Source organism: Rheinheimera sp. 1928-s (assembly GCF_029269265.1).
In the GTDB taxonomy this organism is placed as follows: Bacteria; Pseudomonadota; Gammaproteobacteria; order Enterobacterales; family Alteromonadaceae; genus Pararheinheimera.
The window spans coordinates 346,315-361,038 of record NZ_JARIXP010000004.1 but is presented as its reverse complement, the minus strand read 5'-3'; the positions used below and the strand labels follow the sequence as shown (position 1 = coordinate 361,038).

Here is a 14,724-nt window from a genome sequence, read left to right as displayed (position 1 = left end):
GTACTCTGACCTAAATTACTTAAGTTAGTGTTCAGCCAGCCTGTTTTACTCTGCCGCCACAAGATAAATTCTGATACCATTTCAGCAGTTTCAGTTTCATTCAAATGGATGTAGTGATGATCAAAGTATTGAGTGTGTTTGGTACCAGACCCGAAGCCATCAAAATGGCACCTCTGGTTAATTTGTTAAAAGAAACCCCGGGCATTGAAAGCAAAGTTTGTGTGACGGGCCAACACAGAGAAATGTTGGATCAGGTGCTGAAGCTGTTTAACATAGTTCCGGATTACGATCTGGCTATTATGAAAGCTGGTCAGGATTTATATGATGTCACCACCAGTATTCTTTTAAATATCAAAGCTGTCTTACGCGATTTCAAACCCGATATAGTGTTAGTACATGGCGATACCAGTACCACTTTTGCTGCAGCTTTAGCCTGTTATTATGAAAAAACTGCAGTAGGCCATGTTGAAGCAGGGCTTCGTACTGGCAATATTTATAGCCCTTGGCCAGAAGAAGCCAACCGCAAGTTAACTGGTGCTTTGACTAAACTGCATTTCGCACCAACGGAGACGTCAAAACAGAACCTGCTGAAAGAAAACATTGATGCTGCAGGCATAGTGGTGACTGGCAATACGGTGATTGATGCTTTGCATCAGGTGGTGGCAAAAATTGATGGCGATGCTAATTTAACCAAAAACTTCGAGCAACAATTCCCCTATGGCTTAAACGGCCGTCGTTTAGTTTTGGTGACAGGCCACAGACGCGAAAGTTTTGGTGATGGTTTTGAGCAAATTTGCGCAGGCTTAAAACAAATTGCCCAGCAATTCCCCGACACAGATGTAGTCTACCCTGTGCATTTAAACCCTAACGTACGCGAACCTGTATTTCGTTTGTTAAGCGACACGTCCAACGTGCATTTAATAGAACCCCAGGATTATCTGCCTTTTGTTTACCTGATGAGCCGCAGCACAGTAGTGCTTACCGACTCGGGCGGTATTCAGGAAGAAGCACCATCTTTGGGCAAACCTGTATTAGTGATGCGCGACACCACAGAGCGTCCTGAAGCAGTAGCGGCTGGTACAGTCAAACTGGTAGGCACTGATGCAGATGTGATAGTGCAAGAAGTCAGCCGATTATTAACTGATAAAGCCTATTACGAACAAATGAGTTATGCCCATAACCCTTATGGCGACGGCAAAGCTTGTGCTCGTATTATTGAGGCAATTCAAGCTCTTTACGCGTCTTAATCCCGTTAAATAAAATGCCAGTATGTTGCATTAATTGGTTATTTTTGAAGCTAATTAGTGCAATTCAATGTATTGACTTGAAGCTTCTTTTTGCCTCAACTAATGTTGCTTGGTGAATTGAACGGAGCTTCAGGATGAAAAATTATACGCTGGTCGCTGTAGTTTTATTGCTAACAGGATGTGGTGGTGGTGATGGAGGTAATGAAAACCCTCCGCCACCAACGAGCTACACAGTTCAAGCTTCAGCTGGCACTGGTGGCGGTATTAGCCCGGTCAGCCGAACCGTTAACTCCGGGCAAACTGCCACTTTTACTGTCACAGCTGAAGACAGCCACAGTATTCAAAGCGTTACAGGCTGTGCAGGCACTTTATCAGGGCAAACTTATACCACGGGCCCTGTCACTGCAAATTGCACTGTAGCAGCAACCTTTGTGCTGAAAACCTTCGCCGTAACCTCAGAGGTCTCAGCTGGCGAAGGGCAAATTACTCCAGCGAGCCGTACTGTCAATTACGGCGACACAACAACATTTAATCTAAGCCCCGCAACTAATTTTGAAATTGAGTCGGTATCCGGATGTGACGGTAGCCTCAATGGCGCTGTTTACACAACGGCCGCTGTCACAGCAAATTGTACAGTACAAGCCCGCTTTAACCCTATCGCAGTGGCAGGCAGCAACGAAGTGACAGGGGAGCAACTTGGTGCTGAAGTAACAGAAGATAACGGCTGGACCTTTGGTGCCGACACTGTAGGTTTTATCCCTGATAGCGATGTAGCCGGTTCTCCGGTAAGTTTGTTACAAGGTTACCATGCACTTTATCCTTTATTTGATTTTGAGCTGGTTAAAGGCGATGAGGGTACAAGTGCTGGCGTAGTGCTTAGTTTTGAAGCCCCGGTTCCTGAAGGTTCAGTGGTTCTGAAATTTGGCCCACAAACTGCTGGGGCAGAACCACAATGGTACGAAGTTGACGAAACTTTATATAGCTTCTCAGAAAACAGACGCAGCCTTACTTTGTCTGTGACTGATGGTGAATTAGGAGATGATGACCTCACGGTAAACGGCTATATCAAGGATCCCGTTGCTATTGCTGCGCAGTTGCCTTCGTCTACCGGGACATTCTTCCCTATCACTATTTATATGACTGGAGCAGGCCTGCAGCCAATCTATAATCTGGTATCGGCCGAGGAAAATACTTCAGCTGTCATCGAGCTTGCTGTGCCAACAGGCTATCAGATCAGCGATGTCAGTGCCGAAGGCTGTGATGGAGCCCTTAACGGCACCCTCTATATCACAGATCCTATTACTGCCCAGTGTCATATTGAGGTTGATTTGGAAGTAGCCCGTTTCGTTGTCACTGCAACTCAGTCTGAAGGGGGCAGGATCAGCCCCAACCAGCAAACAGTGAATTATGGCGATAGCACCGAATTTACGCTGACACCTGACGAAGGTTTTCAAACCGACTCAGTAACGGGCTGCGCAGGCAGCTTAAGCGGTGGAACCTATACCACTGGTGCTATTACTGCAGCTTGTAGTGTTTCTGCAAGCTTTATCCCGGCGGACAGTTTAATAGTCACAGTACAAAGTGACGAAGGCGGGCAGGTTTCACCTCAGCGTTATGTCGGTATGGCAGGAGACAGCGTTAGTTTTGAACTCATGCCTGACTCAGGTTATTCCATTGCATCAGCAACAGGTTGTGCAGGGACCTTAAACGGTAATCTCTATGAAATTGAGTCTTTGACTGAAAGTTGTACTTTGGTTGTAGATTTTGAGCTGCAGCAAGTGATTGTCACTGTCCAATCTAATGCTGGTGCCACCATAGACCCAATGAGCGCTGTAGGTGCTTATGGCACACAGATCAGCATTAGTATTATTCCGGACCAGGGTTATACCCTGAGCTCAGTTACAGGCTGTGATGGCTCATTAAATGAGTCCGATCCAACCAACTATGTGTATACCACTGGGGCTCTGACAACAAATTGCCAGGTCAACGTAGTGATGGCTATTCAAACTATTCTGGTATCAACAGAAGTGCTTACAGGGCAGGGGCAGATCAGCCCAAGCAGCCTGCAGGTCAATTATGCCCAGCAAGCTGAATTTACTATTACGCCTGCTGGCGGCTATGGCATCGACTCAGTGCAAGGATGTGCAGGGGCACTACAGGGAAATCTGTATCGGACTTCACAAATCACTTCGCCTTGTACAGTGAGTGCGAGCTTTACTCTGCAGGGCAGTGGTGTAGTTCCAGATCCACTGCTGGCCGCGGCAATTTTAGAAACACTGAGTTTACCCGTTGAGCATGAATTAACAGCAGAAGATTTAGCTCTGTTAACCAGCCTAAGTGCTAACTCTGTCGACATTCTTGATTTAGCAGGGCTTGAATTTGCTACTTCGTTGCATACCTTACAGCTCAATTCTACGCTGGTATCAGATTTGACACCGCTTGCCGACTTACCTTTAACCGAACTGAGGCTGAATTTTACTCAGGTAGCTGATCTGACACCTTTGGCCGGCAGTCCTTTACAAGATCTTTGGTTATCAGGCACGCTGGTTAACGATATTAGCGCTTTGAGCAACATGGACATTCGGTTTATCGACTTGTCGGGTACCGACGTTTCAGATATCTCAGTCGTCTCGGGCTGGCAAGACCTATACGCTCTGCAGTTATCGGATACCAAAGTGCTGGATTTAACGCCGGTAGTCAGCTCAGGTATACGCAATCAAAATACAAAATGGGTGCAGGTATACGGCTGCCTGTCGTTAAAGGGCTATTCGCGTTCGCAGTTAGCTATAAACGAGCTAGAAGCGCTGGATGTCAGTGTGGATGCTTATGATAAATCTGTGTTTAACAAAGGCAGTTGCCCAAATACAGTTTCCAATACCACAGCTAACCTTGACGCCAGTTTTCCTGAAGCTGGTGGACAACTGGAATTAGTGTGGAGTGTCACTAATCCTTGGGATAACGGTGCCTGGCGCTGTTCCATTCATTTTAATCTAGATTTGCAACAAGCCCGTGAAGCCAGAGAAGCAATTGACAATTGTGATCTGGACACCACATTTGCCTTAAGTTATGCCGGCTCAGCTGTGAAGCCATCCGTAGTTTTTGAAGATGGTTTAGGCGGAAAAGTGCAGGCTGATGCTGAGCGTCTGGTCGCCTCTGATCGAGCTGCTATCGCCACTTATGACAGTTACGACTGGGGCCAGGTGGTGCTCAAAACAAATCCGAAACTCGTCGCTCAAAGAGAAGCTTTATTGCGTATTCACGTCACAGCCAACGCTAATGCGTCAATCCCGGACGTTGACGTTGTATTAACGCCCATTGTTGGTAATGCTGTAACGCTTGCCGCTACAGCACCAGTGCAATTGCCCAGGGATAAAATCCATGCGAGTCTGGATAGCAGCTATAAGGTTATAGTGCCTGCTAACTATATGGTTGCTGGTTTATCCGTAGATATTCTGGTCGATAATCAAGTAGTAGAGCAAATTAGCCCTGCATTTGCTGAAGTGAATACTTTGTCTATGTATATAGTGCCTATAGAGGTGGAAGGCCTAGCACCTGTGGTACCTGAACTCACAGTGCTAAATCAGGATTTAAAATCGTTTTGGCCTTTTGATACCGTAGAACTGAGAGTGACCGAACCATTGGTGGTGGAAGAATCATCTCCGGTAGATTTAGGTGACATGTTGGACGATTTAACCTTCATGGCAGAAAACCAATCGTCAGATGTTTATTTCTATGGCTATGTAGCTGGTTCAAAAGTTGGCAGCGGCCAGGGAGGCTTAGCCTATCGCCCTGGTAAAACAGGGGTAGGTATTGATAATGACTCAGGCAGTGGTATTCACGCACACGAGCTTGGTCATAATTTAGGCCGGCCACATGTAGATTGTGGCGATCCAGAAGATTCTGATTTAAGTTATCCCTACAACACCGAGACCACCGGCAGTGTAGGCCTGAACCTGACTTCAGATACCTTGCTGGCCCCTGAAGATTACACAGACGTGATGAGCTACTGCCAGCCTCAGCATGTCTCGGATTATAACTACGAGCAAGTGCAGGATTTTATCCAAAACAATCCTCCACCTGCTTTTGATGTAGCAGCGCAATCGTCGGAACATAGCGCTGTGTATATCGACGGCCACATTGATGAGGCTGGGCAGTTAACTATTCGAAATTTAATGCCGGTTCAGCATTCCCGCCGCTCCACTACCGAAAAACGTCTGCAGGTGGTGCTGCAGGATATCTCGGGTCAGCGTTTTAATGCCGAATTGAATTTGCCACAGCTTGGCCATGGCAAAGCTAAACAGCAGTTTTTCTATGGCTACTTGCCTGACAAGCAAATCAAACAATTGCAACTGGCTACAGACAAGCAAAGCTGGAGCTTTGAACGCGGCAATGCAGAAATAAAGTTACAACAAAGCATAGCATTAAATAGCCCTGCTGTTGATGTGCAGCTAAAAGGCAATGAGGTCTGTATGAATTGGCCTGCACAACAGTTCGACAGTGCAACCTTGATGCATCATGGCAAGTTAAACTCACTGCTATTGCACAACATCGCAACAAGTGGGCAATGCCGTTTGTTGCGGTCACTGCCAACAGAAGGTGAGTGGGTCATTACCTTGCGCCGTGGTTTAACGGTTAAGCAAATACGACAGCAGCTTAGCCACTAAGTTATTGCGAACAAAATGGCGTCAGATCACATTGTTAACTGCTAACGATGTGATCTGCCCTCCATTTCATGTAAGGCAAGCTTCCGTATCCCGGCTTGTTGGGCTGTTATTTTGATAGACAAAAACAGCAGAATTAGCTAAAGTCGCCGCGGTTTTTTGAAGTATTAAAAAAACGTTAAGGACCACTGGCATCAGGATGTGCAGAATTCTCATCAGGTTTACTTCTGACATCCTAGTATTTTTAAATAAACTCGTTAAAAATGAACAAGATCCGCTGGATACTGTTTGTTTATTAAATGCATTATTAAAAATTGCGTCTGATAACTGTTCATCGAGCAGTCAGTCATGATCAGGTATATCCAGTTTCTGCTTGGAAAAACGAGCAAAGCAGGTAAACTAAACGGGTTTTTGCTGGACCTAACAAATATAATATCTGGAGTTGTAGCGTGCTAAAACTGTTTAAAACTTGTGTATTGGCTGCATTGTTTACTGCCTTGCCTGTGTCTGCTGTGACACCTTCTCCTGCAATGATCGCGCAGTTTCAAAATTTATCTCCTGCCGAGCAGCAGCGTTTAGCTAAGCAATACGGTATAGAATTACCCACGGGTTCAGCTGGAGCAGCAGTAACACAACAGGCACAGCCCGAGGTACTGGTGCCAGCACCAGCACCAGTACAACAATCATCTACTACAGACTCTACTCCAGTCACTGCAAACACATCTACAAAACGCTTTGGTATGGCGATGTTTAATTCTAAGGTCAGCACTTTTGCTCCAGTGGATAATGCACCTGTGCCAGAGAACTACAGATTAGGCCCGGATGACATTCTGTTGCTGCAATTATTTGGCAAACAGAACAGCAGCACTGAGCTTATTGTTGATCGCAATGGCACTGTAAATTTACCTGAAATTGGCCCTGTCAGTATTAGCGGTTTAACAGTAGGTCAAGCGTCTGGCATCATTAGCAATAAAGTACGTGAAGCCATGATGGGTGTAGATGCTGCTGTCACTATGGGCAAATTACGCACCATCAATATTTTTGTCGCTGGTGAAGCAAAAACTCCCGGCATGTATGCGGTTTCAGCTTTAACTACAGTTACTCAATCTTTATATGTCGCTGGTGGTGTATCTGACATCGGCAGCTTACGCGATATTCAAGTAAAAAGGGCGGGCCAAACCGTAGGTCGTTTTGATTTATACGACTTACTATTGCGTGGCGACAGCACAGGTGATTTGCAGTTACAGCACGGTGATGTTGTTTTCATTGCTCCAGTGAAAGCTACAGTGCAAATTGCTGGCGAGATTAAACGCGCTGCTATATATGAAATTAAATCCGGCGATAGCATAGATACCTTATTGAGTATGGCAGGTGGCACCACAGCTGGTGCTTACCCTCAGTCTGTAGTGTTAGAACGTTACAACAGCAATAACCTGCGCGATTTAATCAATTTAGATTTAACCAATGCAGTAAACCGTCAAATGGCATTACGAGACGGTGACGTTTTGCGTATAGCTGAAACTTCACCTCGTATAGAAAATGTAGTCACTATTGCTGGTGCTGTAGTTCGCCCAGGTTTTTATGCCTGGCAACAAGGTATTAAAGTTTCCGACTTGATTAAATCTTTTTGGTCAGATGTGCATTTAACTGCCGACCTGGATTACGCCCTTGTTGTACGAGAAATCAATAATGCTGGTGATGTTAAAGTGCTACAGTTTAATTTAGCTAATGCAATTAACCATCCAGTCAGCGAAGCCAACATTGAGTTAAAACCACGCGATCTTATTTTGGTATTTCATCATGCCAACGAAACCATACAACGTGATAAGTTAAATGCTTATATCCGTGCAGAAATCACACAACGTTATAGTTTGCCTGCCGATGTAAAATGGACAGCAGAAGATGATTTATCTTCTAAAGCTTTCCAAAGTATGTTGGGTTATGACAATCAAGTCGAGGCAATGCAAGGGCAAGCCGGGAAATCGTCAACAGCAGGTGAATTGCGCATTGTCGATTCGCAAACGACAACAAACCAAAATTCTGTGGGGGCAGTTGTTGCTAATCCAGATTTAGGCAGAGGTGCTTTGCCTGCGATTATGCAACGGATGATGAGTCAGTTATTCCGTGACAAAAACATATTGGCTTTATCTGCCAGCTTTAATAGAACAGAGCTACTTTACCCTATACTGAAAAAACTGAAAATGCAGGTTCGCGGTGGCACCGACCCACTAATTATCTCTGTGAATGGGGAAGTCAAAGTACCAGGTGATTACCCATTAACCGAAGGTGCGAATGTAGTCAGTTTAATTGCTGCGGCAAGTGGCTTAACTGAATCAGCTTTTTTAAGCCGAGCTGAGCTCACTCGTGCAGTGATCGCTTCCGATAGCAACAGCATAGCCGTGAATAACATCGCTATAGATTTAAATAAGGTATTTTCCAAAGAAGATGTTGTGGCTTTGCAGCAAAGAGACAGGTTAAATGTCTTCCCAATACCTGACTGGAATATTAATCGCACCATTGAAATTCGTGGTGAGGTGAAGTTTCCTGGCCGCTACACTATTCAGCGTGGTGAAACCTTATCTGATGTATTAGAGCGCGCTGGCGGCTTAAACCGTAGTGCTTTTATGGCGGGTGCTATTTATACCCGCGAAGATATAAAAGAGCGTGAGCGGGTACAAACCAAAAAGCTTGCACAGCAACTGCGAGCCGACATAGCCACTAAAGGTTTGTCTGAATCTGGCATGAGCAGCACTCCGCAAGATGCATTATTTATGATTAAGCAGTTGGAAGACCAACCTCCTATAGGTCGTTTAGTCATCGACTTACCTTCTATTTTGGCTGGGCAGCCGGATTATGATGTCCAGGTTCAAAATGGTGATCTGCTATATGTACCTCGTATCGACAACACTGTATCTGTAGTAGGTGAAGTACAACATTCAAGTAGTCATAGATTTCAGCCAAATCTTTCGGTTGATGATTATTTAAAGCTTGCAGGCGGCACTCGTAAACGTGCTGATGACGAACGTGTTTATGTGATTAAGGCTGACGGATCTGTAATGATGCCTGAACAGAATGGTTGGTTTGCAGTGAAAGATATTGGGTTGGAACCAGGAGATACAGTAGTCGTTCCTGTTGATACAGAATACAAGGATAACCTAACTCTTTGGGGCCAGTTCACTCAGATTTTTTATCAAAGTGCTGTTGCTATTGCTGCTTTAAATACGTTCTAAGGGCTGCAGGAAATGGCCCGAGACTGGTATTTGGTATATAGCAAACCAAGGCAAGAGCGGCTGGCGCAGCTGCATTTACAGAATCAAGATTTTATTGTGTTTTTACCTACATATGGCAATGCAAAACTAAAAGCTGGGCATATAACAACAGCCATTAAGCCGCTTTTTCCCCGCTATTTATTTATCCAGGCGAAAAATAGCGATGCTTCGCTTTGCTCGGTGAGATATACCAAAGGGGTTGCAGATTTTGTACGTTTTGGTAGCCAGTTAGCTGTAGTGCCTCAAAATTTGATCGATCAAATAGCAAAAGTACAGCGTTGTGAAGTAACAAAACCTCTGTTTTGTAGTGGTGACAAAGTTCAAATTGCCGAAGGGCCTTTTAGTGGTTTTTCAGCAGTTTTTCAAATGCCAAAAGCACAAGACCGCTGTTTGGTATTATTAGAATGGTTAGGCCAAAACCTGGTTGCTAATGTAGCCCTTAGTCAATTAGCAGAAATTCACTAAGTAGTTTTTACAGCATAAACATACCCTTGGTAACAGAGGTTTCAGTGGATCAAACCAAAAGCGCTATAGAGTAAGGCTAAATGGTGAGATACAAAGTACCACACTGCAACGTCAGAAGCTTAGGGATAACATTCAGCTTTTGGGGGCTGTAACCCAAGGGCGGTAGCGTATCTAAAGTATGAGCATATGATAACTAACGATCCAATGTTAAAAAACAATACCGACGCCGGGTTTGCAAATAATCCGGTGGACGATGAAATAGATTTACGAGAGCTGTTTAGCGCTATATGGCAAGGTAAGCGAATTATTATAGCTACTACTTTTGTATTCACATTAGCATCAATATTTTATGCATTAAGTTTACCTAATATATATAAAAGTGAAGTATTGTTGGCGCCAATATCTCAAGATAGTGGTTTGAAAATACCCGGTCAGCTTGGTGGTTTGGCAGCTTTGGCAGGGGTTAATTTAGGTACGGCTGGCGGTGATAAAACCGGCCTGGCGCTAGAGGTATTAAAATCACGCGAATTTATCGGCCGCTTTATCACGCAGCATGACTTGTTTATCCCCGTTATGGCTGCAGAAGGCTGGAACCGTGCTGATAACAGTTTAGTTATTGACGCCGATAGCTACGATGTAGCAACAAAGCAATGGGTACGCGAGGTTAAGCCACCATTTCAGCCCAAGCCAAGCTTGCTGGAAACACACGAAGAATTGTTAGAACTGCTCTCAGTGTCACAAGATAAAGAAAGCGGCATGGTTAAGCTGTCTATTCAACATTACTCGCCGTACATTGCGCAACAGTGGGCCAGCTGGCTGGTACAGGCAATTAATAATGAAATGCGCCAGCGTGACCTTACCGAAGCCAAAAATAGTATTGCTTACTTAACCGACCAATTAGAAAAAACCAATATTGCGGATATGCGCACTATGTTGTTCTCACTAATTGAAGAGCAAACCAAAACGCTAATGCTGGCCAATGTACGCGAAGAATATGTATTTAAAACAGTGGATCCGGCAGTGGTGGCAGAGAAAAAGGATAAACCGGCTCGTGCATTAATTTGCATATTAGGTGTAATGCTAGGCGGCATGTTGTCGATACTTGTGGTACTAGTGCGTTATTTTAGTAATAAAGAATCAGGCAATAAAATATGAAAATTTTGGTAACCGGTGGTGCAGGCTTTATTGGTTCTGCGGTTGTCCGTCATGTGATTAACCAGACTGATGATAGTGTAGTTAATATTGATAAACTAACTTATGCTGGCAATGTAAACTCGGTAGCTACTGTTGCTGATAGTAATCGTTATCTGTTTGAATGTGCGGATATTTGTGATGCTGCTGCGATGCGGGTTTTATTTGATAAACACCAACCCGATGTAGTAATGCATCTGGCAGCTGAGAGCCACGTTGATCGCTCTATTGACGGCCCTGCAGCTTTTATTGAGACTAATATTGTTGGTACTTATGTACTTTTGGAAACGGCTCGTCAGTACTGGAAAGACTTACCTGAGGAGCGTAAAGCCGCCTTTCGCTTTCATCATATCTCAACCGACGAAGTGTACGGTGATTTGCATGGCACAGATGATTTGTTTACTGAAACCACACCCTACGCACCAAGTAGCCCTTATTCGGCCAGTAAAGCCAGCTCTGATCATTTAGTGCGGGCCTGGCAGCGTACTTATGGCTTACCTGTTATTGTGACCAACTGCTCTAATAATTACGGCCCTTATCATTTTCCGGAAAAACTAATACCGCTGATCATTTTAAATGCTTTAGCCGGTAAGCCATTACCAGTTTATGGCAAGGGTAATCAAATCCGCGATTGGCTGTATGTAGAAGATCACGCCTGTGCGTTGTACAAGGTAGTAACTAAAGGTGAAGTAGGCGAAACCTATAACATCGGCGGCCATAACGAAAAACAAAATATAGAAGTGGTGCATGCCATCTGTGAGCTAATGGACGAACTTGCTCCAATGCACGAACGTGGTTTCCCACAAAACACTAAACACTCATCACTTATCACTCACGTAACGGATCGCCCCGGCCATGACTTACGCTACGCCATCGACGCCAGCAAAATAGATCGTGAACTTGGTTGGAAGCCGGAAGAAACCTTTGAAACCGGTTTACGCAAAACCGTGCAGTGGTACCTGGATAACAAAACCTGGTGGCAAGCGGTATTAGACGGTAGTTACCAATTAGAACGTTTAGGGCAGGGAGTTTAGAAAATGAAAGGTATCATACTCGCTGGCGGCTCTGGTACTCGGTTGTATCCAATTACTATGGGGGTGTCTAAGCAGCTATTGCCTATTTATGACAAGCCCATGATTTATTATCCACTTTCAGTACTAATGCTTGCCGGTATTCGAGACATTTTAATTATCACTACACCTGAGGATCAGCCAGCCTTTCAGCGTTTATTAAAAGACGGCTCGCAGTTTGGGATTAACCTTTGTTACAAAGCACAACCTTCTCCTGATGGTCTAGCTCAAGCGTTCATTATTGGTGAAGATTTTATTGGTAAAGATGATGTGTGTTTGGTTTTAGGGGATAACATTTATTATGGTCAGGGGTTTACACCAAAACTTAAAGAAGCAGTATCTAAAGCAAAAGACGGCAAAGGTGCAACAGTTTTTGGTTATCAGGTGAAAGATCCTGAGCGTTTTGGTGTAGTAGAGTTTGATACTGATATGAAAGTTATTTCGATAGAAGAAAAACCTATCGAGCCTAAGTCGCACTTTGCTGTTACCGGTTTGTACTTTTATGATAATCGAGTCATAGAAATAGCTAAACACGTAACTCCCAGTCAGCGAGGTGAACTGGAAATAACCTGTGTTAACAACGCCTATTTAGAATTAGGCGAACTTAATGTTGAGCTACTAGGACGAGGTTTTGCCTGGTTAGATACAGGCACGCATGAAAGTTTATTGGAAGCTGCCCAATTTGTTGAAACACTTGAGAAACGCCAGGGGTATAAAGTTGCGTGCTTAGAAGAAATTGCCTACAACCGTGGTTGGCTTACCAGAGCGCAATTGATAGAAACAGGTACTTTGATGAGTAAAAATAGTTATGGTCAATACTTACTCGGTGTTGCTGAGGGTAAGGTATGAGTTTAATACATCTTATTGATCTACAGTCTTTAGGAGACGAACGTGGTTCTTTGGTATCAATTGAGGCAAATAATCATATCCCTTTTGAAGTAAAACGTGTTTATTATATTTCACAGACAAAACAGGGTGTTTCTCGAGGTTTTCATGCGCATAAAAACCTTCAGCAGTTAGCCGTTTGTGTAGCTGGTAAGTGCCGTTTACTATTAGATGATGGGATTTCTAGAGAATCAGTCTGGCTAGATTCTTCCAACAAAGGTTTGTTTATAGGTAACAACGTTTGGCGAGAGATGCATGATTTTAGTGCTGACTGTGTTCTTTTGGTTTTAGCTAGTGAGCATTATGATGAATCGGATTACATCCGCGACTACTCGCTTTTTTGCGCGAAGGTAAGAGAATGAGTTTTATCCACCAGTTAGCTGATGTAGCTAAATGCGAAATAGGTGTTGGTACCAACGTATGGCAATTTGTCGTTATCCTTAAAGGTGCTTCGATTGGTAGTAACTGTAATATTTGTGCCCACAGCCTAATCGAAGGTGATGTGATTATTGGTGACAACGTTACAGTTAAGTCTGGGGTGCAGTTATGGGACGGTACACGAATTGGTAAAAATGTGTTTATTGGTCCAAATGTTACTTTCACTAATGATATATTCCCAAGGTCAAAAGAATACCCTGAAAGCTTTATTGGTATAACCGTAAATGATTTTGCCAGTATCGGTGCCAATGCGACAATACTTCCAGGTGTCACTATAGGTGAGTCAGCTATGATTGGAGCTGGTTCCGTTGTAACTAAAGATGTTCCAGCTAAAGCTGTAGTTGTTGGAAATCCTGCAAAAATTATCAGGTTTTTAGAATGATCCCATTTTTAGATTTAAAACAAGTCAACGCAGTATATCGTGAAGAATTGGTAGCTGCTGCTACGCGTGTAATCGATTCCGGTTGGTATATTCAAGGTGAAGAAGTAAAGAAATTCGAACAGAGTTTTGCTGACTATTGTGGAACTAAGCACTGTATCGGCGTTGCGAACGGACTTGATGCGCTTATTTTAGTACTACGTGCCTGGAAAGTGCTCGGTAAGTTAAAAGACGGTGATGAAGTTATTGTACCGGCCAATACTTACATTGCTAGCATTCTTGCTATTACGGAGAATAAATTAAAGCCTGTACTTGTTGAGCCTGATCCACATACGTTCAACATTTGTCCTGCTAATATTTTGTCAGCAATAAGCAAGAACACAAAAGCTATACTTGCTGTTCATCTGTATGGTCAGTTAGCGGCAATGCCTGAGATTATGGCTATTGCATCAGAGCATAATCTTCTTGTGTTAGAAGACTCAGCTCAGTCTCATGGCGCTACAATTTTAGGTAAGAAAGCCGGTAACTGGGGGCATGCATCCGGTTTTAGTTTTTATCCAGGAAAAAATTTAGGCGCATTGGGTGATGCTGGTGCAGTGACTACTAGTGATGATGAATTAGCTCAAACAATTCGGGCATTAGGCAACTATGGTAGCCATAAAAAATATGAAAACCTTTATCAAGGCGTAAACAGCCGGTTGGATGAATTACAAGCTGCATTGTTAACTGTGAAACTGAAACATTTAGATGTTGAGATGCAACGTCGTCGTGAAGTCGCTATAGCCTATGCCAATGAAATTAATAACCCCTTAATTCGCCTACCAATAAATAAAGGGGTTAGTTTGGAAAATTTAGAGAGCCATGTTTTCCATTTGTTTGTAGTCCGCACCAAAAACCGTTCTGCTTTACAGCAGCATTTGTTAGATTCAGGGATCCAGACAGTAATACATTACCCTATTCCACCACATAAGCAGCAAGCTTATAAAGGGTTGGCTGAATTAGAATTAAAGCTAACAGTTGACATGCATAACGAAGTACTAAGTCTTCCTATTAGCCCTGTGATGACTGGCGAGCAGGTTAAAGTCGTAGTAAACGCTTGCAATAGTTTTAAAGGTTAAA

Annotated in this window: 10 protein-coding genes; all 10 read left to right on the top strand. The window is 43.8% G+C overall.

Annotated features, from left to right (window positions below; genetic code table 11):
* The first annotated feature begins 116 nt into the window (after positions 1–116).
* The 10 genes from wecB to P3C17_RS11910 all read left to right on the top strand — a co-directional run bounded on the left by wecB (position 117) and on the right by P3C17_RS11910 (position 14,723).
* On the top strand, positions 117–1,247 hold the full coding sequence (wecB, locus tag P3C17_RS11955) for a UDP-N-acetylglucosamine 2-epimerase (non-hydrolyzing) (protein ID WP_346015665.1): 1,131 nt from the start codon (positions 117–119) through the stop codon (positions 1,245–1,247).
* 134 nt (positions 1,248–1,381) lie between these two features.
* Positions 1,382–5,911 carry a choice-of-anchor U domain-containing protein gene (locus P3C17_RS11950; RefSeq protein WP_300929652.1) on the top strand — a complete coding sequence of 1,510 codons (4,530 nt, stop codon included), beginning with the start codon at positions 1,382–1,384 and terminating at the stop codon, positions 5,909–5,911.
* Positions 5,912–6,357: 446 nt separating this feature from the next.
* Entirely contained in the window at positions 6,358–9,138 is a 2,781-nt protein-coding gene (locus tag P3C17_RS11945; RefSeq protein ID WP_300929651.1) for an SLBB domain-containing protein, read from the top strand.
* 12 nt (positions 9,139–9,150) lie between these two features.
* Positions 9,151–9,642: a transcription/translation regulatory transformer protein RfaH gene (gene rfaH / locus P3C17_RS11940; protein ID WP_300929650.1), complete on the top strand. Its 492-nt coding sequence runs from the start codon at positions 9,151–9,153 to the stop codon at positions 9,640–9,642.
* Between the two features lie 186 nt (positions 9,643–9,828).
* Positions 9,829–10,797 carry a Wzz/FepE/Etk N-terminal domain-containing protein gene (locus tag P3C17_RS11935; RefSeq protein ID WP_300929649.1) on the top strand — a complete coding sequence of 323 codons (969 nt, stop codon included), beginning with the start codon at positions 9,829–9,831 and terminating at the stop codon, positions 10,795–10,797.
* Positions 10,794–11,867: a dTDP-glucose 4,6-dehydratase gene (gene rfbB, locus P3C17_RS11930; RefSeq protein ID WP_300929648.1), complete on the top strand. Its 1,074-nt coding sequence runs from the start codon at positions 10,794–10,796 to the stop codon at positions 11,865–11,867. The genes P3C17_RS11935 and rfbB overlap by 4 nt, the downstream gene beginning before the upstream one ends.
* Positions 11,868–11,870: 3 nt before the next feature.
* Complete coding sequence (gene rfbA / locus P3C17_RS11925) at positions 11,871–12,752, top strand: glucose-1-phosphate thymidylyltransferase RfbA (RefSeq protein ID WP_300929647.1); 882 nt, start codon at positions 11,871–11,873, stop codon at positions 12,750–12,752.
* A complete protein-coding gene (locus tag P3C17_RS11920) occupies positions 12,749–13,150 on the top strand; it encodes an FdtA/QdtA family cupin domain-containing protein (RefSeq protein WP_300929646.1) in 402 nt (133 codons plus the stop codon). The genes rfbA and P3C17_RS11920 overlap by 4 nt, the downstream gene beginning before the upstream one ends.
* Positions 13,147–13,608, top strand: a complete 462-nt coding sequence (locus tag P3C17_RS11915; RefSeq protein ID WP_300929645.1) for an acyltransferase — start codon at positions 13,147–13,149, stop codon at positions 13,606–13,608. The genes P3C17_RS11920 and P3C17_RS11915 overlap by 4 nt, the downstream gene beginning before the upstream one ends.
* Positions 13,605–14,723 carry a DegT/DnrJ/EryC1/StrS family aminotransferase gene (locus P3C17_RS11910; RefSeq protein ID WP_300929644.1) on the top strand — a complete coding sequence of 373 codons (1,119 nt, stop codon included), beginning with the start codon at positions 13,605–13,607 and terminating at the stop codon, positions 14,721–14,723. Before P3C17_RS11915 ends, P3C17_RS11910 begins: the two co-directional genes overlap by 4 nt.
* Position 14,724 lies beyond the last annotated feature (1 nt).